This is a genomic window from Kineosporia sp. A_224 (genome assembly GCF_002198655.1).
Classification (GTDB): Bacteria; Actinomycetota; Actinomycetes; order Actinomycetales; family Kineosporiaceae; genus R-H-3.
The window spans coordinates 48,686-68,619 of record NZ_MWLN01000178.1; the positions used below are offsets into that span (position 1 = coordinate 48,686).

Consider the following 19,934-nt stretch of genomic DNA (forward strand, 5'->3'; position numbering starts at 1 on the left):
NCGTCGGGGCGGGCGGCGGCGCGGGCGGCGACCTGGCGGTCGGGCAGCGCGTGATGGCCGACGTCGTCATGCGGCCGTGCGGCTTCGCCGAGCTGGCCTGCCTGCCGGCCGCGCTGTGCACCCCGGTCCCGTCCGGGCTGGGCGACGAGGCGGCCGCCTGCCTGCCGCAGGCGGGAGCGATCGCGGTCCAGGGGACGGCCGGCGTCTCGGCGGGGCAGCGGGTGCTGCTCAACGGGGCGGGCGGCGGGTCCGGGACCCTCGCACTGCAGGTGGCGCTGGCAGCGGGCGCGCACGTGACGGCGGTCGACAACGCGGGGAAGCTCGAGTGGCTGACCGCCCTCGGTGCCCACGAGGTGCTCGATCACCGGGTCAGCGACTTCGCGGCGTCGGGGCGGCGCTGGGACCTGGTCCTGGACATGGTGGCGACCCGCGGGCCGCGCCGCGTCGCGGCGGTCGTGGCCCCGGGCGGGCGCTACCGCGCGGTCGGCGGCCGGCTCCGGGTCGTCGTGCCGCTCGCGCTGGCCGGCCCGTTCACCGGCGGCCGCGTCGGGATGCTGGCCGTGCGGACCGGGGCGGCCGAGACCGCGCGGGTGGCGGCGCTGGCCGTGAGCGGCGCGCTGCGCCCGGTCGTCGAGGAGGTGCTCGCGCTGGAACGGCTGCCCGAGGCCCTGGCCCGCACGGGGGCCGGCGCCGTCCGGGGCAAGCTCGTCGTCCGCCCGAACGGGTGAGCGGCGGTCAGGCGTACAGGTCGAGCGCGGCGCCCGCGTCGGCGTTCGCCCGGCTCAGCGCGCTCGGCGGCAGGGCCCCGAGCATGACCCGGAACTCCTGCGTCGAGACCGGCTTGAGCGGTGGCAGGCGCACGGGTTCGGGCTCCGGCTTGCGCGCCTGCGCCGGATGCCGGGACGCCTCCCGGGACCCGGCGTCCGGCGCGTTCTGCGGGGCGACGGGTCGCTGGACGGGGAGCGGGGCCGGAAGCGGCGCCGGGGTGGCACCCACACTGGTGACGTTCATCGCCGATCCTCCTTCCTCCGGTCTGCCCGGGTCCCTCATACCGGGGTCCGAGCGGTCGACATAGGCGCGTTATCGACCGGGGTCCCGCGGGCTATGAGGGGCCGTCCGGGTGAATCCGCGTTCGCCGGTGGCGAAATGCCCGGTTCGTCGCACGGCGCGATCGTTCCCTCGCCGGTCAGCCGCGCCGGCGGGCGATCCGGTAGCCGAGCCAGACCCCGGCGAGCGCGATCGCGGCGCCGACCGCCACCCCGCCGAGCTGGTAGCGCACGTCGAGCGGCACCCCGCCGGTCGCGGGGACCGCCGGCCGGGTGAAGACCGCGGGCGCGGCGGTGGACGGCGGCGCGGCCGGCAGCAGGCCGGCCGCGGAGACCGGTTCGGACCCGGGCGCGGGCAGGGCGGCCGGACCACCCGCGGCGAGCAGGGCGTCGACGGCCGCGAAGAACTCCCCGGCGGTCTTCCGAGCGACTCCGGTGAGCACCCGCTGCCCGACCCCGCCGACCGCGCCGCCGACGACGGCGTCCGCGTCGTAGCGCAGCAGCGTCGTCCCGTCGCCCGGGTCGTCGAGGTGCACGCGGACGTCGGCGCTCACCGTGCCCGGCGCGCCCGACCCGGACGCCTTCAGGGTGAAGGCGGACGGCGGCGTCCCGTCGGAGAGGGTGACGTCGCCGAGGTAGCTGCCCTTGATGCTCGCGACGCCCGCGGTGACGGTCATCCGGTACCGGTCGGCGCCGACCGCCTCGAGCTGCTCGCAGCCGGGGATCGTCCGGACGAGGACCGCCGGGTCGTTGAGCGCGGCGTAGACCCGCTCGGGGGACGCGTGGAGCGTCGCGGTTCCGCTGACCTTCACAGCTGCTCCCTGGTTGGTGTCCCGCGTCGCGGCACGGGCAGGAACGTCGGTGGCACGACGCTACTGCCGGGACCCGGCCCCGTGGTCGGCGAAGTGTGACAACGCGACGGGGGAGCGGACCGTCAGGTCAGCGGCGGCGGCCGCACTGCCGGGTCAGCAGGAACATCGCGGCGACCGTGTAGGTCACCCCGAGGGACGCCATCGACGTGATCGCGTCGGTGAGGTGCCCGACGTCGTGCACCCAGAGCGCGTCCTGCAGGCTCGTGTCCCCCGGTGCCATGCCGGGCAGCGGGTCGGGGACGTAGCCGACGTAGGACGCCAGCGCCGCGGTCCCCCAGCGGCTCGGGGTGGTGTGCGCGATGAGTGCGAGCGTGTGCCCGCCGAGACCCTCGGGGTGCGCGAGCGGGATGAGCAGGCCGCTGAGCACGACGAGCAGCGCGACGCTGCCCATGAGCAGCAGGATCGCCCGCTCGAGCGTGCGCGACGAGGCGCTGATGAGCAGGCCGAGGGCCGCCGAGCTGAGGCCGAGCATCATGAGCGACCCGGTCATGACGAGCAGCGGGGTGCCGACGTCGAGCGGCCGCTCGGGGCCGTCCCGGAGCGCGAGGTACAGGCTCATGGTCACGAGCGACTGGAAGGCCACCGGCCCGGCGAGGGCGAGGGCCTTGGCGAGGACGACGGCCACCGGCCGCACGCCCCACCGGTACTCACGCTCGATGACGTCCCGGTCGCCGACGATCGTGCCGAACGACATCGCCATCGCGAAGAACGTCGTGCACGTGACGACGACGGACAGCGCCACGCCCTGCCAGGGGTTCGGGTCGTCGGGGGTGCCGGCCAGCCCGCGGTCGGCGGCCCACGCGGTGAGCAGGCACGAGAGCACGGGCAGCACGAACAGCCCGCGCAGCAGGGTCAGCCGGTTCGCGGCGAACCGGGTCAGCTCGCGCCGGGTGAGGACGGCCGAGGTGTGGACGAGGCCGATCTCCGGGGCGGTCCCGGCCGGGGCCCGCCGGGTGCGCCGGGCGACGGCGGCGGAGATCTCCGCGGACCGGGCGCGCGCGCCGTCGGTCGCCGGGCGGCTGTCGTCCCGTCGCGCGGCCGGGGTGCCGACGGTCTCGGCGGTCGCCGTCCCGTTCCGCAGCGCGGCCATCGCCTCGGCGTACGTCGTCACCCCGAGGGCCTCGAGCAGCCCGTCGGGCGGGCCGCTGAACGCGACCTTGCCGTGGATGTCGAGGGCGAGGACGACGTCGGCGAGGTTGAGGTTCGCCGTCGAGTGGGTGACGACGATGACGCCGCGGCCGTCGTCCGCGACCCGGCGCAGCAGCCGCATCATGACGAGGTCGAGGCCCTCGTCGAGGCCGGACGTCGGCTCGTCGAGCATGAGCAGCCGCGGGTTGCTCAGCAGCTCCATGGCGACGGCGACCCGCTTGCGCTGGCCGCCGGAGAGCTGGCCGATCCGCCGGTCGGCGTGCGAGGCGAGCTCGAGCAGGCCGAGCACCTCGGCGACGCGGCGCTCCCGCTCGGCCTTCGGCACGGACGGTGCGAGGCGCAGGTCGGCGGTGAGGCCGAGCGCCTGCCGCGGCGTCAGCTCGTTGTGGAGGGCGTCGCGCTGCGGCACGAAGCTCACCAGGCGCGGGGCGAGGTCCGGCGTCTCGAGGATCGCGACGCCGTCGACGAGGACGTGGCCGGAGACGTCCTCGACCTCGCCGAGGATCGCGGCGCACAGGGTGGACTTGCCCGAGCCGGACGGGCCGACGACGGCGAGCACGCCCTGCGCCGGCAGCACGAGGTCGATGCCGGAGATCGTCGGCGTCCGCCGGTTGCGGTAGCGGGCGCCGACCGCGGAGCACACGAGGGCCGGCGGCGGGGCCGCGGCGCGGTGCGGCGCGACGGGCCGGTCCGCCGCGAGGAGGCCGCTCGACGGGGTCGCGGTGGCGGTGTCGTGCGGCACGGGGCTCCTCGGTGCGGCGGCGGGGCGGGGCCGCAGGTCGCGGAGCAGGTCGACGCCGACCTGCGGCCAGCTGCGGGCGGGCTCCGCGGCCCGGGTGCGTGCACGGACGGTGCGCAGCCCGACGGACCCGCCGACGGCGGCGTCCGCGTCGAGGGGCTCCGACACACGCGCGGGCACGCCCACCTCCTGTGATCTGACCAATGTTCGATGGCAAAGTAGCGTGTCGACGGCGCAAGGAACACCCATGAGGGCGCCGTACCGTGTCAGCCATGACCGGAACGGCGGAACGACCGCGGCTGCCGGGCGACTCGCACGTCCACTCCCAGTTCTCCTGGGACACCCTCGAGGGCGACATGGCGGCGACCTGCGAGCGTGCCGTCGGGATCGGGCTGCCGTTCGTCGCCTTCACCGAGCACGTCGACCTCACGGACGTCGTCCTCGAGCCGTACGAGCTGACCGTCCTGCCGGCGCACATCTCGGCCCACGCGGGTGACGACCTCGTGCTGCGGGCCCCGCCGCTCGACGTCGAGGGATACCTCGCCGCCGTCGAGCACTGCCGGAGGCGGTTCCCGGGCCTGACGATCCTCACCGGGCTGGAGATCAGCGAGCCGCACTGGCACCCGGACGCCGTGGCCGACCTGCTCGCCGGTGGCCGCTTCGACCGGCTCCTCGGCTCGCTGCACTCGCTCACCGCGCGGGGCGCCGCCGCGGACATCCATGCCCTCATGCACGAGCGCGGGTGCGACGCCGCGATGCGCGCGTACCTGGAGGAGGCGCACCGGCTCGCGTCGTCGACCGCGCCGGTCGCCGTCCTCGCGCACGTCGACTACCCGGTCCGGGCCTGGTCGACGTTCAGCACCGACCCGTACGACCCGTTCCCCTTCGAGGCCGAGTTCCGCGAGGTGCTCACGGCGCTCGCAGCCTCCGGCCGGGCCCTCGAGCTGAACACGGTCGTGCCGCTCGCCGCCCAGGTGCTGCGCTGGTGGCACGAGTGCGGCGGGGCCGAGGTCACCTTCGCGAGCGACGCGCACCGGCCGGACGACGTCGCGCGGGGCTTCGCGGACGCCGCGGCGCTCGCCGCGGCCGTCGGGTTCCGGCCCCGGCGGGACCCGCGCGCCCCGTGGGGCCGCGGCTGACGGAGCCGCCCGGCGCACATCCACGGGGGCCGCGGGCGCGATTCCGGACCATTCCCTGGCACGACGTGACAACTTCGCGGGTGTTTCTCCGTATCGCGGCCACGCAGCCGCGCGCCGTCGGCCACCGTGATGATGGAGCGCCGGTGGGTGCCGGCAGGACGCCGCCGGCCCGGCGGCCCGACGCGACGGACGGGACGAGATGAGCCTGCGCACCGGCGGTCCGGCCCTGGCTCCCCTGCGGACCGCCCGCTGGGCCCTGCTCGCGGCGTTCGGCCTGCTCGTCGCCTCGACCCAGCTGCTGTGGATCTCGCTGGCTCCCGTGACCGGGGAGGCCGCCCGGGCGCTCGGGGTCTCGGAGGGGGCGGTCGGTGACCTCGCCGGCCTCGAGCCGGTCGTCTACGTGCTCCTCGCGATCCCGGCGGGGCGCTGGATGGACCGCCGGTTCGGTCCGGCGCTCACGCTCGGTGCGCTGCTCACGGCGGGCGGCGCGCTCGTCCGGGCGGCCGGGCCGGGCTCGTACGGGTGGGTCCTCGCGGGCCAGGTCGCGATCGCCGTCGGGCAGCCGCTCGTGCTCAACGCGACGACCAAGGTCGCGGCCCGGTGGTTCCCCCCGGCGGAGCGGGCGACGGCGATCTCCGTCGCGAGCGCGGGGCAGTTCGTCGGCATCCTCGTCGCGGCGACGACGGGCGGACTGCTCCTCGACGCCGGCGGGCTGCGGCTGCTCCTCGCCGTCCACGCCGCGGTCGCGACGGCCGGCGCGCTCGCCGTGCTCGTCGCGCTGCGGCTGCCCGCGGCGTTCGAGGCCGACGCGACCGGGCCGACGTCCCTGCGCTGGCTGCGGCACGACCCGCTCATGTGGCGGCTCGCCGCGCTGCTCTTCGTCGGGGTCGGGGTCTTCAACGCCGTCGCCACGTGGCTCGACCCGATCCTCGACGCCTTCGGCCACCCCGGGGTCGGCGGCGGGCTCATCGCGCTCATGACCGTCACCGGGATCGCCGGGGCCGCCGTGCTGCCCGGCCTCGCTGCCCGCCGCGACCGCCGGCGGCTCGTGCTCGTCGCGACGACGGGCCTCACCGTCACCGTCTTCGGGCTGCTGTCGGTCGTCCACGCGCTCTGGCTCGTGACCGGCGCGCTCGCCGTCCTCGGCTTCTTCCTGCTGGCGGGGCTGCCGGTCGCGCTCGACTGGTCCGAGCTCGAGGCCGGCCCCGGCCGGGCCGCCACCGCGACCGCGTTCCTGCTGCTCGCGGGCAACCTCGGCGGCGCCGTCCTCGTGCTCGTCGTCCAGGCGCTCATGGGCACCCCGCACCTGGCCCTCGCGGCGCTCGCGGTCGCCGCGGTCCCCGGAGTCCTCGTCGCCCTGCGCCTGCCAGACCGCGCCCCGGTCGCCGAGCCGGCGGCGCCCTCGCCGTGACCGGGCGGACCTACCGGCTCGTCGGCGCCGACGGGCGCCCGTACGACAGCGACGTCCCCGGGACCCTCGGCGGCCACCGCAGGAACCGGATCTACGGCCGGCTCGACTGCCCGGGTGCGCTGCGCTGGATCGCCAAGGGCCACTACGTGACGCAGCGGGTCTTCTTCCTCGACGAGCCGGCCGCCCGCGCCGCCGGGTACCGCCCCTGCGCGAACTGCCTCCCCGTGCAATACAGAGCCTGGAAGGCCTCGCTCCCGTCCCTGCCATGACCGGGCCATGACCGCGCCGTGACCGAGCCTGACCGCCCGTGCCGGCGTCCGTCGGGCGGCAGCATCGTGCTCACAGCTGCTTGAACGTGAAGACCGCGTCGCAGACGGCATCGCAGTAGGCGAGGTCCGACGCCTCGAACTCGCGCACCGCGATCACCCCGAGCGTGAGGCGGTTGATGTCGTCGACGGCAGGGCTCGCCCCCGAGGCGAGCGTGTCGCGCATGTACTCGAGCTGGCTCCGGATCGAGGTGAAGACGTTCCGGACCGACCCCGGTGGCGCAGCCGCGATGCGTTCGTCGGTCATGGCCCGGGCACGGTCGACGAGGGCGGCTACCTGCGATCGCTGGATCTGCGACATAGATAGGTCCTCGGTGCCCTCGGTGTGCGTCGTGGGTCGCGGTCAGCCGCCGCCCGCCGTCCGCAGGTCGTACAGCTCGGACGGCGAGATCGGCATCCGTCGCACCGTCAGGCCTTCGGCGTCCTCGATCGCGGACGCGAAGACGGCCATCCCGGGGATGACGCCCGCCTCGCCGGCGCCCTTGATGCCCAACGGGTTGAGCGGGGACGGCGTCTCGAGGTGGTCGGTCTCGATCGTCGGGACCTCCGTCGAGTACGGCATGAGGAAGTCCATGAAGGACGCGTTGAGGATCTGCCCGTTCTCGTCGTAGGCGATCCGCTCGTACAGCGCACCGCCGACGCCCTGCGCGACGCCGCCGTGCACCTGGCCCTCGACGATCATCGGGTTGACCAGAGTGCCGCAGTCGTGGACGACGCAGTACCGCAGCACCCGGATCTCGGCGGTCTCCGGATCGGTCTCGACGACGGCGGCGTGCATGCCGGAGGCGAACGTCGACCGGACCGGCGAGTAGTAGTCGGTGCCCTCCAGCCCCGGTTCGTCGTCCTCCGCCACCGGCGGGGCGTCCGGTGAGCCGCCGCCGGCGAACTGGGTGGCCGCGGCGGCGCTCGCGTCGAACGCGTAGCGCAGCGGGTTCGAGAGCACGGCGACGGTCTTCAGCGGGATGTGCGTCGTCGGCGCACCCTTGACCCGGATGTCGCCGTCGACGATCTCGAGGTCGCTCGCCGAGACCTCGAGCGCGTCGGCCGCGATCCGCAACGCCTTCTCGCGGACCTTGCCGGCGGCCAGGCCGACGGCGTTGCCGCTCATGACGGCGGCCCGGGAGGCGAAGGTGCCGACGGCGTAGCCGAAGCGGCGGGTGTCGCCGGACGTCACGTGGACGTCCTCGATCCGGACGCCGAGGACGTCGGCCGCGATCTGCGCGAACGCCGTCTCGTGGCCCTGGCCCTGCGTCGTCAGCCCGATCGCGACGTTGACCCGGCCCGACGTCTCGACCTGCACGTGCGCGCCCTCGTACGGGCCGACCCCGGTGCCCTCGACGTAGCAGGCGATCCCGATGCCGACCCGGCGCCCCTGCGCCGTGGCCTGCTGGCGCAGTGCCGGGAAGTCGTCCCAGCCGACGAGGGCCTTGAGCTTCTCGAGCATCTGCGGGTAGTCGCCGGAGTCGTAGATGAGCGGCCGGCCGTCCTGGAAGGTGAGCCCCTGGTCGTAGGGGAACTCGTCGGGCCGGATGAAGTTCGTCGCGCGGACCTCGGCGCGGTCCTTGCCGAGGTACTTCGCGATCGCGTCCATCGCCCGCTCCATCGCGTAGACCCCTTGCGGCCGACCGGCTCCGCGGTAGGGCGTCACGATGACGGTGTTCGTGTAGAGCGACGTGAACTCGACCCGGTAGGCGCCCGGCTTGTACGGCCCGAGCAGCTGCGTGGCCGTGATGATCGGCACGATGATCCCGTACGGCGTGTACGCGCCGTTGTCGTGCCAGAGCGTCACGTCGAGGCCGAGCAGCCGGCCGTCGTCGTCGAAGCCGACCCGGACCCGTTGCAGCTGGCGGCGTTCGTGCGCGCTCGACACGAAGTGCTCGCGCCGGTCCTCGGTCCACTTCACCGCGGCGCCGAGCAGCCGCGCGGCCCACGGCACGAGGACCTCCTCGGGCCACGGGTGCACGATCTTCACCCCGAAGCCGCCCCCGACGTCCGGGGTGATGCAGTCGACCTTGACGAGCGGCAGGCCCAGCTTCGCGGCGACGGCGGCCCGGACCCCTGTCGAGGTCTGCGTCGACGACCACAGCTGGAGCCGGCCCTCGTCGGCGTGCCAGCGGGCGAGCACGCCTTTGCCCTCGAGCGGGGTGCAGGCGCTGCGCTCGACGTCGAGGTCCAGGTCGAGGACGTGGGGGGCCGCCGCCAGCGCGGCCCGCGCGTCGCCCACCTCCTGGACGAGGTGCGCCGCGACGTTGCCCGGCACGTCGGCGTGGACGAGCGCCGCACCGTCGCGGGCCTGCTCGATGCCGACGACCGCGGGCAGCGTCTCGTAGCTGACCCGGATCCGGCCGGCGACGTCCTCGGCGACGTACCGGTCCGTCGCGACGACCATGACGACCGGCTCGCCCATGTACTTCACCTCGTCGCGTGCGAGCGCGAAACCGGTGCGGCCGTGGGTGAGTGCCGGGTGCGGGATGAGCAGCGGCAGGGCCTCGGCGACCCGGGTGCCCTGCTCGGCGTCGGCGGCCGCGAGGTCCTCGTAGGTGTAGATCGCGACGAGACCGTCGACGTCGAGGGCGTCGGACACGTCGACGTCGGTGACGCGGCCGTGCGCCACGGTGCTGCGCACGAACGCCGCCGCGAGCGCGTCCCGGCCGAGGTCGTCGAGGAAGCGGCCGCCGCCGGTGAGCAGCCGGGCGTCCTCGCGCCGGACGACGCTGCTGCCGACGAGGGAGGAGCCGCCGGTGACGCTGCCCGTCGCCGGGCGCGGGACCGGTTGCGGTGCAACGGGTCCGGCGGTCGCGAGACCCGGCAGTACGGGGGCGAACGGGGACGCGAGGGCCGGCGGCACCGGCTTCGTGCGCCGCCGTGGGGCCGCCGCCGGCGTCGCGGGAGCTTTCCGGGCCGCGGCCTTTCGCGTCGGCGCCTTCCTCGCAGGGCTCTTGTCGGCAGGGGTCTTGTCGGCGGGGCTGCCGGCAGGGGTCTCGCTCACGCCGTCGCCCCCTCGCCGGCCCGGGCGGCCCTGAGCTCGGCGGCCCGCAGCACGGCCTTGGTGATGTTCTGGTACCCGGTGCAGCGACACAGGTTGCCCGCGATGGCGTCGCGCGCCTCGTCGTGGGTGGGGGCCGGGTTCTCCTCGAGGAACGCGGTCACCGTCGTGAGGAATCCCGGGGTGCAGAAACCGCACTGCAGCGCGTGGCACTCCCGGAAGGCCTCCTGCACCGGTCCGAGCTCCGTGCCGTCCGGGGCGAGCCCCTCGACCGTCGTCACGTCGTGACCCTCGGCGCTCACGGCGAGGATGAGGCAGGCCCGCACCGGTGCGCCGTCGAGGAGCACCGTGCAGGCCCCGCACACACCGTGCTCGCAGCCCACGTGCGTGCCGACGAGGCCGAGATCGTGGCGCAGGCAGTCGGACAGCAGCCGCCGGGACGGCACCCGGACGGCGTGCGCGGACCCGTTGACGGACAACGTGATGTCGAGCTGCTGCTCGCTCATGCGGGCGCCTCCTCGGCACGGGGGCGGACGTCGGGCGATACCGCGCCGGCGACGGCTCGGGCCATCGCACGCCCGGTGAGGGTGCGGGCCAGGTGGGCGCGGTAGTGCGCGGAGGCGTGCAGGTCGGCCTCGGGCTCGAGCCGGTCGACCGCGGCCTCCGCGGCGCCGGCCCAGGCGGCGGGGACGGCCGCGTCGGCCGCGTCGGTCGGTGCGTCGTGGGTGAGCTCGACGACCACGGGGACCGGCGACATCGAGATGTACGCGGCGCGGGCGCTGGTGACCCGGCCGTCGACGACGGTCACGGCGGCGGCGAGGCCGGCCATCGCGTAGTCGCCGTGCCGGCGCGCCGCCTCGACGAACGCCGTCCCGGTGCCGGCCGGGAACGCGGGGAACCAGGCCTCGACGGCGAGCTCCCCGGGACGGACGGCGGACTCCAGCGGGCCGAGGAAGAAGTCCATCGCGGCGACGCTGCGCCGTCCCGCCGCGCAGGCCAGGTCGACGCGGCCGCCGGTCAGGGCGAGGACGGCGGTGAGCTCGCCGCTCGGGTCGGCGTGGGCCAGCGACCCGACGCTCGTGCCCCGGTTGCGGATCGTCGGGTGCGCGACGTGCTCGAGGGCCTGCCGGAGCAGCGGCAGCGCGGCGTGCGCCTCGGCGTCCCGCTCGACGGTGCGGTGCCGCGCGAGCGCGCCGACGTGGACGCCGTCCGGCCCGCTGCGCACGTACGCGAGGTCGGTGAGCCGGTTGACGTCGACGAGGTGGGCGGGCGCCGCGAGGCGCATCGAGAGGATCGGCAGCAGGCTCTGCCCGCCGGCGAGCACCTTGCCCTCGGACCCGACGTCCGCGAGCAGCGCGAGGGCCTGCTCGAGGTTCTCGGGCCGGTGGTAGGTGAACGGGGACGGCTTCACACGAGCATCCTGCCTGTCGGAACGGCGTCGCGGGGCCGGAGTGGCTCCGGCCCCGCGACGGACGTGCTCTGGAGTGCGTCAGGGTTCCTTGTAGGCCCCCGGCGCGTCGACGACGACGCTCGTACCGCCGACGGCTCCTTCTCGCAAGTGCGCCGGCGCCAGGGCCTTCGCCAGGTGCCAGCCCGCGACGGCGACGATCGTGCCGAGCGCGATGCCGGAGAGGCTGAAGGTGTCGGTGATCTGGAGAGAGGTCCCACCGATGGCGATGACGATGCCCGCCGCGAGCGGAACGAGGTTGACCGGGTTGCCGAAGTCGACCCCGTTCTCCTTCCAGATCTTCGCGCCGAGCAGGCCGATCATGCCGTAGAGCACGACGGTGATCCCGCCGAGGACGCCGCCCGGCGTCGACGAGACGAGGGCACCGAACTTGGGCATGAAGCCGAAGATGATCGCCACGATCGCGGCGACGTAGTAGGCCGCCGTGGAGTACACCCGGGTGGCTGCCATGACGCCGATGTTCTCGGCGTACGTCGTCGTCGGGGAGCCGCCGACGGCCGAGGCGATGACGGTCCCCACGCCGTCCGCAGCGATGGCCCGGCCCATGACCGGGTCGAGGTCAGCGCCGGTCATCTCGGCGACCGCCTTGACGTGACCGGCGTTCTCGGCGATCAGTGCGATGACCGCGGGCAGCACGAGGAGCACGAACGTGAGCGAGATCGACGGGAAGTGGAAGCCGACGACCTCCTTGCCGTCCGCGATCACGGTCTTGTGGACCGGGCCGAACCAGGGGGCATCCTCGATGCCGCTGAAATTCACCCGGTCGTGCGTGGTGACCTTCCCCGCGCCCGCGTCGAACGACGTGATCTGACCGAAGATCGTGTCGTTCACCCAGGAGACGGCGTAGCCGAAGATCAGACCGAGGAAGATCGCGATCCGCCCGACGAAGCCGCGCGAGGCGAGGCTGACGACGATGACGAAGAGCATCGTGAGGAAGGCGACCCACTGGTCCTGCGGCCAGTAGATGTTCGCGACGACCGGCGCGAGGTTGAAGCCGATGAGCATGACGACCGCGCCGGTGACCGCGGGCGGCAGCACCTTGTAGACGATCGCCGAGCCCATGTAGTGGATGACGACACCGACGAGCGCCAGCACGACGCCCGCGACGAGGATCGCGCCGGTGACGTCCGCCGAGTCGCCGCCCTGGGCGCGGATCGCCGCGACGCCGCCGACGAACGAGGCGCTCGTGCCGAGGTAGCTGGGGACCTTGCCGCCGACGATGAGCAGGAAGCAGATCGTCGCGATGCCGCTCATGAGGATCGCGAGCTGGGGGTTGAGCCCCATGATGAGCGGGAAGACGAACGTCGCACCGAACATCGCGACGACGTGCTGCGCTCCGAGCCCGACGGTGCGGCCCCAGCTGAGGCGCTCGTCGGGCCTGACCACTTCTCCGGGTGCCAGGGACTTGCCGTCCCCGTGCAGCGTCCAACCGAATGCCATGACGAGCCTCCTGGGGGGCAGCGCCGTCCTGCACCCCCGCCAGGTGCGGTCCGGCAGCGAGGTGTTCAGCGCAACGTAGGGCTCCCGGTCACGCAGAGCATTGGCATAGTTCGCCAACGCCTCTCGTGCACATTTGTGCAGGAGGGAGCCGTCGTCCCAGGTGGTCTCAGAGCAGTCCGCGGCAGACGGCCGCGATCCGCCGGGCCCGGGTGTCCGCACCCGCCGCCGTGACGAGCGAGAGCAGGGCCTGCTTGCGCACCGACGGGGCGGTCCGCTCCCATGCGGCGCGCAGGGCCGGGTCGGTGTCGAGCGCCGTGGCCAGGTCGTCGGGGACGACGAGGTCCTCGACCGGCTCGAGGATCGTCCACCACCCGTTCGCCTGCGCGACCTCGACGGCGCGCCGCCCGGCGTCGGTCATCCGGCCCTGCTCCTCGAGCGCCTCGACCCGGCGCCGGTTGAGCCTCGTCCAGGTGCTCCGGGCCTTGCGCGGCGTCATCATCTGCAGCCCGCGGGCCTCGTCGAGGGTGTTGACGGTCGAGTCGATCCACCCCCAGCAGAGCGCCTCCTCGACGAGGTCGGCGTACGGCACCGGGTCGAGCCCGCTGCCCTTGCGCCAGGACGCCACCCAGCAGCCGCGGGCCGTCGCGTGGTGCTCCGCGAGCCACGCGCGCCAGGCCGCGAGGTCGCCCGGGTGGTAGACCGGGAAGTCGAACTTCCACGTCGCCGGGTGGTCGGACGCGGACGCCGGGACGCTCATGGTCGCCAGCGTACGAGCGGCCACCGACGACTCGCAGCCCTGTGGATAACCTCGTGGCGCTCTCCGGGTGATCGTCTACCGTTCTGCCATGAGCAGTATGGTGTTGAGTATGGCGAAGACCGAGAAGGTCACCGTGACGCTGACCGTCGACCAGGTCGCGGCCATCAAGGCGAGTCTCGCCGCCGGGCATGTCGAGAGCGTCTCCGGCTTCGTGCAGGAGGCCGTCCAGGAGGCGCTGGACGCCGCCGAGCTGCTCGAGTCGACGCTGGAGGCGGACCTGCTCGCCGCGGGCGGGCCGGTGACCGAGGCCGAGATCGCCTGGGCCGACGCGGTGCTCGGGCGTGACGGCCCTCCGCGCGACCCCGGCCCGTACCCCTATCCCGAAGGGCGGCAGCGATGAGCGGGCAGCCCCCGGCGGGGCTGGGTGTCACGCTCGATGCCGGTGCGCTCATCGCCCTCGACAAGGGCAACGGGGCGGTGCGTCAGCTGATCCTGCGCGTGGCGCGGACCGGTGAGCCGGTCGTGATCCCTGCGACCGCGCTGGCCCAGGCGGTGCGCTCGCCCGAACGGCAGGCACGGCTCGCCCTCCTGCTCCGTCGGGTGACGACCGAGGTGCGCCCGCTCGACCGTCGGGACGCGGTGGCGGTTGGGCGGTTGCTCAGGGAGTCGGGTACCTCAGACGTCGTCGACGCCCACGTCGTCGTCTGTGCCCGCCGTGCGGGGCAGGCCGTCCTCACGAGCGACCCCGGCGACCTGCGCCGCCTCGACCCGGGGCTGGTGCTCGTGGCCGTCTGACGCCGGCGCCCCGGCGCGCGGTCGGTCAGGCCCCGCGCATCCGCAGCACCTGCAGCGCGAGGTGCAGGGACAGCCTCAGGTGCGCGTCCCGGGTGAACGGCCCGAGCATCCGTTCGAGCTTCGCGATCCGGTACCGCAGCGTGTTGTAGTGGAAGTGCATGACCCGGGCGGTCTCGGCGACGTTGAGGTTCGTCTCGAGGAGCACCTCGAGGGTGCGCCGCAGGTCCCGCGCCTCCTCGTCGTCGACCTTCGCGAGGTCGCCGAGGGTCTCGGCCGCGAACGACCGCAGCTCGGCCGGGTCCTCGACGAGCGACAGCAGCCGGAAGACCCCCAGACCGTCGAAGTGCGCGACGCTGCCCGGTCCGTTCATCCGCCGCCCGACCCGCACCGCGGTGCGGGCCTGCTCGTAGGCCGCCGGGATCTGCGCCGGCGTCGCGGCGACCCGGCTCACGCCCGTGCCGAAGGAGCGCCGGCCGCCGCCGCCGTCCCCGGTCACGTCGCGGACGAGGTCGCGCACGAGCCGGTCGATACCCGGCCCGGTCTGGCCGGTCGACCCGTGAGGGGGCGCGCCGAGCACCGCGACGACCTCGCGGTGGAAGCCGACGACGGGGGCGTGCGGGTCGCGCGGGCGGACGACGGACTGCCAGGCCGCGGCGAAGCGCTCGAGGGCGGGCCGGCCGACGAGCCCGGTCGCCGGCCGGTCGTCGTCCGTCGGGTCGAGCTCGGCGACGACGACGACCACGGGCCGGTCGACGTCCCAGCCGAGGCTCGCGGCGTGGGTCACGGCGAGCTCGGGCTCGACCTGCCCGGTGAGCAGGTCGCGCAGGAAGTCGCCCTGGTACTTGCTCTCGACCGCCCGGACGGCGAGCTGCTTGGTCACGGCGAGCGCCGCGACGGTCGCGGCCCGCTCGACGGTGTGGACGTCGTCCGTCGTCAGCGTGCCCTCCGGGGAGAAGGCGACGATCCGGCCGTGGTCGACCCGGCCGGCGACGACCCGGACGACGACGTGGTTGCCGGCGAGCCCGTCGTGGCTCGTGAGGCCGGTCATCTCCGCCTCGGTGCGCAGCCGGCCGCTCCCCTCGAAGCACCGGCCGCCGTACGCCGCCGACACAGCGTCGACGTCGCCGCCGTCCGCGAGCACCCGGCCGTCCGGCGTCGTGATGACGACCGCTCCGCCGAGCAGCCCGACGAGCCCGGACGCGAGCTCGGGGAGCCCGCCGCCGTCGAGGACGACCTGGACGAGCGCCCGGTGCACCTCCTCGGACCGGGCCAGCGCGGTGGCCTGCCGGTCGAGCAGGTCGGTGAGGACGTGCTCGAGGACGTCGTCCCAGGCGACGGTCTCCGGGACGGCGATGACGGGGAAGCCACGCCGGTCCGCCTCCTCGATGACCTGCGGCGGCAGGACGTCGAGGTACCGGCCGAGCTTGACGCCGAGGGCGGCGAGGCCGCGCTCGTCGAGGTCGCCGACGAGGCGGACCAGCGCCCCCGGGTCGTCGCGCAGCGGGTACCCGGTCGTGAGGAGCAGCTCGTGGGGCTTGACCCACGGCAGGATGTCGGGCACCTCCATGACGTTGACCCGCTCGACCGCGCGGTCGAGACCGGTCGCCCCGGCGAGCACGGTCGAGCCGCGGAGCACCTGGAGCTCGAGCACCTCGCGCACACGCAGCGCCCGCGGCAGCCGGCGCGCCACCCCGGCCTCGCCCGGCACCGGGGAGGCCGGCACTGGCAAGTCCTGGGCGGGGGTCGGCTCACTCTTGGCAGGTCTAGCCATACGGGGACGGTAGCGCCCCGGTTACGTTCGCGGAGGGTCACGTGCGCGAGCACGCACCCGCCGAGCACGACGCGAGGGGGTCGGCATGGCCGCTGCGAGCACGACTCTGCGCACGCTCCTGCTCGGGCCCGTCCGCGCGCTGCGGGTCGTCGCGACGACCCCGCGGGCGCTCTACCTCGCGGTCGGCGAGCAGCCCGTCGTGGCGCTCCTCGCGCCCGACGCCGTCCGGGTGCCGTTCGGGATGGTCCTCGACGCCCGCGTCCCGCCGCACCTCGCCGGTGCCGCGGTCGGCGACGAGGCCCTCGTCGGTGGCGGCGGCCTGTCGGTCGCCGGGGTCACCGTGCGGCCGCTGCGCTGGTGGGACCCCGCCGTGCCGGCCCTTCACGTCGTCGCGTCCCGGGTCGCCACCGGGCTGGCCAGGCTGCTGCCCGCCGCGCCCGAGGAGGTCGCGACCCGGCTGCCCGCCCTGGGCGCCGCGCTCGCGGCGCTCGGCGCGGGGCCGCACGCCGGCCTCGCCGCGGCGGTGCGGACCCTCGTCGGTCGCGGGCCGGGCCTGACCCCGGCCGGGGACGACGTCCTCGCCGGCGCGCTGTGCGCGCTCGCGGCCGCCCGGCCGCCCTGTCCGGCGCGGCAGGCGCTCGCGGACGTCGTCCGCGCCGAGCTGCACCGGACGACCCCTGTCTCCGCCGCGCTCCTCGCCGAGGCCGTCGAGGGCCGGGCCGTGCCGCAGGTCGTCGACCTGCTCCGCACGCTCGGCCGCCCGGGCGACGAGGGCCGGCTGCGCGCCGCGGTCGACGCGCTCGTCGACGTCGGGCACACCTCCGGGACGGCGCTCGGCCACGGGCTCGTGCTCGGGCTGCGCGCGGCGGTGCCGGGCCCGGTGGCGGCATGACGGCAGGCTCTGCGTGAGGCGGACCGACGACGAGGAGCAGCCGGTGGCACAGGGCACGGACCAGCACGCGGTGGAGCGGGTCGAGGTGCGCCGCGGCGCCTACCACGACTCGGTGACGCTCATGCAGGTCAGCCGGGCGGTCGCCGGTGCGCCCGGCGTGCTCGCGGCGCAGGTCGCGATGGCGACCGACCTCAACCTCGACGTCCTGGCGGGCATGGGGTTCACGCTCCCCGACGGCCTCGCACCGGCGGACCTGCTCGTCGCGCTCCGGGCCGCGGACGACGCCGCGCTCGACACCGCGACCGGGCTCGTCGACGAGGCGCTGGCCGCCCGCGGCGGGCCGGTCGGCGGCGCCGGTGCGGGCGTCGGCGGGGTCGTCGTCCCGCCGGCGACGCTCGGCCGCGCGGTGACGGCGTCCGGGGCCACGCTCGCCCTGGTGTCGGTGCCGGGGGAGCACGCGTTCACCGAGGCGATGGACGCCCTCGACGCCGGCGCCCACGTGATGGTCTTCAGCGACAACGTGCCGCTCGCGCACGAGGTCCGGCTCAAGGACGCGGCCGCCGACCGCGGGCTGCTCCTCATGGGCCCGGACTGCGGTACCGCCGTCGTCTCCGGCGTGGGGCTCGGGTTCGCGAACGTCGTCCGGCCCGGGCCGGTCGGTCTCGTCGCGGCCTCGGGGACCGGGGCGCAGCAGGTCATGAGCCTGCTCGACGCCGCCGGGGTCGGCGTCCGGCACTGCCTCGGCGTCGGCGGCCGGGACCTCTCGGCGGCCGTCGGGGGCCGCTCGACGAAGGCGGCGCTCGCGCTGCTCGCCGCCGACCCCGCGGTCGGGCTCGTCGTGATCGTCTCGAAACCGCCTGCGCCGCAGGTGGAGACGGACGTCGTGGCGCTCGCCGCGACGCTCGGCCGGCCCGTCGTCCTCGCGACCCTCGGGCCCGGCCGGCCGGACCTCACGCAGGCCGTCCGGCAGGTCGTCGAGGCGCTCGCCGCCGCCGCAGGGGCCGACGAGGCGGCCCCCTGGCAGGAGCCGCGCCGGTGGCCCGCGCCCGCGGAGCGCACCGGCCGGTACACCGCGCTGCGCGGTGCCTTCGCCGGCGGCACGCTCTGCGACGAGGCGATGCTCGTCGCGTCGGCCGTGCTCGGCCCGGTCGCCTCGAACATCCCGCTCACCGGGCCGGACGGCACCGCCGCACCGCGGCTGGGCCGGGACCTCGCGCCGGTCGCGGGCACCCCGCACGTGTTCGTCGACTTCGGGGACGACGACCTCACCCGGGGCCGGCCGCACCCGATGATCGACGGCTCGCTGCGCGCGGAGTGGCTGCTGCGGCAGGCGGACGTCGACGCGCCCGCCGACGGCGCGGCCGTCGTCCTGCTCGACGTCGTCCTCGGGCACGGCGCCCACCCGGACCCGGCGGCCGAGCTCGCGCCCGCGGTCGCCGAGCTGCGCCGCCGGTCCGCGGCCCGCGGCGCCGAGGCCGCCGTCGTCGTCTCGCTCTGCGGCACCGAGGGCGACCCGCAAGGGCTCGAGCGGCAGGCCGCGGCGCTCGTCGCCGCGGGCGCCTCGGTGCACCTGTCCAACGCCGCCGCGACCCGGAAGGCGGTCGAGCTGCTCGCCGACGACGTCCGCGGCGCCCTGCCCTGGGAGGTGTCCCGGTGACCGACCTGCTCGCGGGCGAGCCCACCGTCGCGACGGCCGGGGTCTCGCTGTTCACGCAGACCCTGCAGGACCAGGCGGTCCGGACGACGGCCGTGGACTGGCGGCCGCCGCAGACCGCCGGTCACCCCGGCACGGCGGCCGACGTCGCGGCCGACCTCGCCCGGGTCATGGCCGACCCGCGCCGGGCTGCCGCGAACGCGACGGCCGTGGCCCGGATGCTCGCCGCCGGCGCCCGGCTCGTCGACGTCCGGCCGGCCGGCGAGGCGCTCGGCCTGGAGCCCGGGACGTTCCTGCACGCCGGCCCGCCGCTGGAGTGGGAGCGTGCGAGCGGCCCGATGCGCGGCGCCCTCCAGGGCGCGATGGTCTTCGAGGGGCTCGCCCCCGACCCCGACGCGGCCGGGAGGCTGCTCGCGGCCGGTGCCGGACCGGTCGGCTCGGGGCGGCCGATCGTCCTCGACCCGTGCCACCACCGCAGCACGGTCGGCCCGATGGCCGGCGTCGTCTCGCCGTCCATGTGGGTCTTCGAGCTGGAGAACCCCGACACCGGCGGCCGCGCCTGGTGCTCGCTCAACGAGGGCCTCGGCAAGGTGCTGCGCTACGGCGCCTACGGGCCCGAGGTGATCGAGCGGCTGCAGTGGATGTCCGCCGTCCTCGGGCCGCTGCTCCAGCACGCCGTCCGCACCGTGCGCGACACGAGCGGCCCGGTCGACGTCAAGGTGATCGTCGCCCAGATGCTCCAGATGGGCGACGAGGGCCACAACCGCAACCGGGCCGGCACGCTCATGCTCCTGCGCGAGCTGCTGCCGGCGATGATCGACGCCCCGGGCAACGCCACCGGTGCGGCCGCCGGGCTGACCCAGGCGGACGTCGCGCGCGCCGCGGCGTTCGTCGGCGGCAACGACCACTTCTTCCTCAACCTCGTCATGCCCGCGTGCAAGCTCGCCACCGACGCCGCCCGTGACGTCCCGGGGTCGACGGTCGTCGTGACGATGGCCCGCAACGGCACCGACTTCGGGATCCAGGTCTCGGGCACCGGCGACCGCTGGTTCACCGGGCCGGCGAACACCCCGGAGGGGCTCTACCTCGGCGACTACGGCCCGGCCGACGCCAACCCGGACATCGGCGACTCCGCGATCACCGAGACCGCCGGCATCGGCGGGTTCGCGATGGCCGCCGCCCCGGCGATCGTCCGCTTCGTCGGCGGCGACGTGCCGTTCGCGCTCGCGACGACCCAGCGGATGCACGAGATCACCTGCGCCGAGAACCCGGCGTTCGGCATCCCCGTGCTCGAGTTCCAGGGCGCCGCGACGGGGATCGACGTGACCCGCGTCGTCCGCACCGGGATCCTGCCGCAGATCAACACCGGCATGGCCGGCCGGGTCGCAGGCGTCGGCCAGGTCGGCGCCGGGCTCGTCACCCCGCCGGCCGAGGTCTTCGGACAGGCTCTCCGAGCGCTCGCGGAGGGGGCGCCGCCGCTCGGGTGAGT

18 protein-coding genes and 1 pseudogene are annotated in these 19,934 nt (G+C 75.4%); 9 read left to right on the top strand and 10 right to left on the bottom strand.

Annotated features, from left to right (window positions below; translation table 11 throughout):
- Window position 1: 1 nt before the first annotated feature.
- A pseudogene (locus EDJALFJO_RS36485) lies at window positions 2-728 on the top strand (NAD(P)-dependent alcohol dehydrogenase); the annotation flags it as partial.
- Between the two features lie 7 nt (window positions 729-735).
- Here the strand turns inward: EDJALFJO_RS36485 and EDJALFJO_RS18040 are convergent.
- From EDJALFJO_RS18040 to EDJALFJO_RS18050, 3 genes are all read right to left on the bottom strand, one after another.
- Window positions 736-1,011, bottom strand: coding sequence for a hypothetical protein (locus tag EDJALFJO_RS18040; RefSeq protein ID WP_143448637.1), 276 nt, complete (start codon window positions 1,009-1,011; stop codon window positions 736-738).
- A gap of 175 nt (window positions 1,012-1,186) precedes the next feature.
- Window positions 1,187-1,858, bottom strand: a complete 672-nt coding sequence (locus EDJALFJO_RS18045) for a carbon monoxide dehydrogenase subunit G (protein WP_088287702.1) — start codon at window positions 1,856-1,858, stop codon at window positions 1,187-1,189.
- A gap of 127 nt (window positions 1,859-1,985) precedes the next feature.
- Window positions 1,986-3,986, bottom strand: coding sequence for an ATP-binding cassette domain-containing protein (locus EDJALFJO_RS18050; RefSeq protein WP_143448638.1), 2,001 nt, complete (start codon window positions 3,984-3,986; stop codon window positions 1,986-1,988).
- 92 nt (window positions 3,987-4,078) lie between these two features.
- Between EDJALFJO_RS18050 and EDJALFJO_RS18055 the strand changes: the two genes are divergently transcribed.
- The 3 genes from EDJALFJO_RS18055 (at window position 4,079) to EDJALFJO_RS18065 (ending at window position 6,625) form a co-directional block, all read left to right on the top strand.
- On the top strand, window positions 4,079-4,945 hold the full coding sequence (locus EDJALFJO_RS18055; protein ID WP_088287704.1) for a PHP domain-containing protein: 867 nt from the start codon (window positions 4,079-4,081) through the stop codon (window positions 4,943-4,945).
- 199 nt (window positions 4,946-5,144) lie between these two features.
- Window positions 5,145-6,356, top strand: a complete 1,212-nt coding sequence (locus EDJALFJO_RS18060) for an MFS transporter (protein WP_088287705.1) — start codon at window positions 5,145-5,147, stop codon at window positions 6,354-6,356.
- Window positions 6,353-6,625: an Ada metal-binding domain-containing protein gene (locus EDJALFJO_RS18065; protein WP_088287706.1), complete on the top strand. Its 273-nt coding sequence runs from the start codon at window positions 6,353-6,355 to the stop codon at window positions 6,623-6,625. Before EDJALFJO_RS18060 ends, EDJALFJO_RS18065 begins: the two co-directional genes overlap by 4 nt.
- Window positions 6,626-6,695: 70 nt before the next feature.
- Here the strand turns inward: EDJALFJO_RS18065 and EDJALFJO_RS18070 are convergent, their stop codons facing one another.
- From EDJALFJO_RS18070 to EDJALFJO_RS18095, 6 genes are all read right to left on the bottom strand, one after another.
- Window positions 6,696-6,983 (bottom strand): immunity protein Tsi6 family protein, encoded by a 288-nt coding sequence (locus EDJALFJO_RS18070; RefSeq protein ID WP_088287707.1) that lies wholly within the window; start codon window positions 6,981-6,983, stop codon window positions 6,696-6,698.
- A gap of 42 nt (window positions 6,984-7,025) precedes the next feature.
- Window positions 7,026-9,371 (bottom strand): aerobic carbon-monoxide dehydrogenase large subunit, encoded by a 2,346-nt coding sequence (gene cutA, locus EDJALFJO_RS18075; RefSeq protein WP_369812554.1) that lies wholly within the window; start codon window positions 9,369-9,371, stop codon window positions 7,026-7,028.
- A 296-nt stretch (window positions 9,372-9,667) separates the two neighbouring features.
- Window positions 9,668-10,174 carry a (2Fe-2S)-binding protein gene (locus EDJALFJO_RS18080; RefSeq protein WP_088287708.1) on the bottom strand — a complete coding sequence of 169 codons (507 nt, stop codon included), beginning with the start codon at window positions 10,172-10,174 and terminating at the stop codon, window positions 9,668-9,670.
- On the bottom strand, window positions 10,171-11,079 hold the full coding sequence (locus EDJALFJO_RS18085) for a xanthine dehydrogenase family protein subunit M (RefSeq protein WP_088287709.1): 909 nt from the start codon (window positions 11,077-11,079) through the stop codon (window positions 10,171-10,173). Before EDJALFJO_RS18085 ends, EDJALFJO_RS18080 begins: the two co-directional genes overlap by 4 nt.
- A 78-nt stretch (window positions 11,080-11,157) precedes the next feature.
- A complete protein-coding gene (locus EDJALFJO_RS18090; RefSeq protein WP_088287710.1) occupies window positions 11,158-12,576 on the bottom strand; it encodes a uracil-xanthine permease family protein in 1,419 nt (472 codons plus the stop codon).
- A 166-nt stretch (window positions 12,577-12,742) separates the two neighbouring features.
- Window positions 12,743-13,333 carry a YdeI family protein gene (locus tag EDJALFJO_RS18095; RefSeq protein WP_088287711.1) on the bottom strand — a complete coding sequence of 197 codons (591 nt, stop codon included), beginning with the start codon at window positions 13,331-13,333 and terminating at the stop codon, window positions 12,743-12,745.
- A gap of 109 nt (window positions 13,334-13,442) precedes the next feature.
- Here EDJALFJO_RS18095 and EDJALFJO_RS18100 point away from each other — a divergent pair, with 109 nt between their 5' ends.
- A complete protein-coding gene (locus tag EDJALFJO_RS18100) occupies window positions 13,443-13,733 on the top strand; it encodes a toxin-antitoxin system antitoxin subunit (RefSeq protein WP_088287712.1) in 291 nt (96 codons plus the stop codon).
- Complete coding sequence (locus EDJALFJO_RS18105) at window positions 13,730-14,128, top strand: PIN domain-containing protein (protein ID WP_088287713.1); 399 nt, start codon at window positions 13,730-13,732, stop codon at window positions 14,126-14,128. Before EDJALFJO_RS18100 ends, EDJALFJO_RS18105 begins: the two co-directional genes overlap by 4 nt.
- 25 nt (window positions 14,129-14,153) lie before the next feature.
- Here EDJALFJO_RS18105 and EDJALFJO_RS18110 read toward each other — a convergent pair whose 3' ends face one another.
- Window positions 14,154-15,851 carry a PucR family transcriptional regulator gene (locus tag EDJALFJO_RS18110; RefSeq protein ID WP_198950415.1) on the bottom strand — a complete coding sequence of 566 codons (1,698 nt, stop codon included), beginning with the start codon at window positions 15,849-15,851 and terminating at the stop codon, window positions 14,154-14,156.
- Window positions 15,852-15,984: 133 nt separating this feature from the next.
- Here EDJALFJO_RS18110 and EDJALFJO_RS18115 point away from each other — a divergent pair, with 133 nt between their 5' ends.
- Genes EDJALFJO_RS18115 through EDJALFJO_RS18125 form a run of 3 tightly spaced genes read left to right on the top strand, consistent with a single transcriptional unit; the run spans window position 15,985 to window position 19,932 of the window.
- Window positions 15,985-16,791, top strand: coding sequence for a DUF2877 domain-containing protein (locus EDJALFJO_RS18115; protein WP_088287715.1), 807 nt, complete (start codon window positions 15,985-15,987; stop codon window positions 16,789-16,791).
- A 43-nt stretch (window positions 16,792-16,834) separates the two neighbouring features.
- The gene (locus EDJALFJO_RS18120; protein ID WP_198950416.1) at window positions 16,835-18,448 is read left to right on the top strand and encodes a hypothetical protein; all 1,614 of its coding nucleotides are present in this window, start codon (window positions 16,835-16,837) and stop codon (window positions 18,446-18,448) included.
- Window positions 18,445-19,932, top strand: a complete 1,488-nt coding sequence (locus EDJALFJO_RS18125) for a DUF1116 domain-containing protein (RefSeq protein ID WP_198950417.1) — start codon at window positions 18,445-18,447, stop codon at window positions 19,930-19,932. The genes EDJALFJO_RS18120 and EDJALFJO_RS18125 overlap by 4 nt, the downstream gene beginning before the upstream one ends.
- The last annotated feature ends 2 nt before the right edge of the window (window positions 19,933-19,934 follow it).

Bases quoted from the DNA above. Each gene is read 5' to 3' on its own strand.
- EDJALFJO_RS18040 (WP_143448637.1), bottom strand. From the start codon at position 1,011: ATGAACGTCACCAGTGTGGGTGCCACCCCGGCGCCGCTTCCGGCCCCG.
- EDJALFJO_RS18055 (WP_088287704.1), top strand. From the start codon at position 4,079: ATGACCGGAACGGCGGAACGACCGCGGCTGCCGGGCGACTCGCACGTC.
- EDJALFJO_RS18060 (WP_088287705.1), top strand. From the start codon at position 5,145: ATGAGCCTGCGCACCGGCGGTCCGGCCCTGGCTCCCCTGCGGACCGCC.
- EDJALFJO_RS18070 (WP_088287707.1), bottom strand. From the start codon at position 6,983: ATGTCGCAGATCCAGCGATCGCAGGTAGCCGCCCTCGTCGACCGTGCC.
- EDJALFJO_RS18080 (WP_088287708.1), bottom strand. From the start codon at position 10,174: ATGAGCGAGCAGCAGCTCGACATCACGTTGTCCGTCAACGGGTCCGCG.
- EDJALFJO_RS18090 (WP_088287710.1), bottom strand. From the start codon at position 12,576: ATGGCATTCGGTTGGACGCTGCACGGGGACGGCAAGTCCCTGGCACCC.
- EDJALFJO_RS18095 (WP_088287711.1), bottom strand. From the start codon at position 13,333: ATGAGCGTCCCGGCGTCCGCGTCCGACCACCCGGCGACGTGGAAGTTC.
- EDJALFJO_RS18100 (WP_088287712.1), top strand. From the start codon at position 13,443: ATGGCGAAGACCGAGAAGGTCACCGTGACGCTGACCGTCGACCAGGTC.
- EDJALFJO_RS18105 (WP_088287713.1), top strand. From the start codon at position 13,730: ATGAGCGGGCAGCCCCCGGCGGGGCTGGGTGTCACGCTCGATGCCGGT.
- EDJALFJO_RS18115 (WP_088287715.1), top strand. From the start codon at position 15,985: ATGGCCGCTGCGAGCACGACTCTGCGCACGCTCCTGCTCGGGCCCGTC.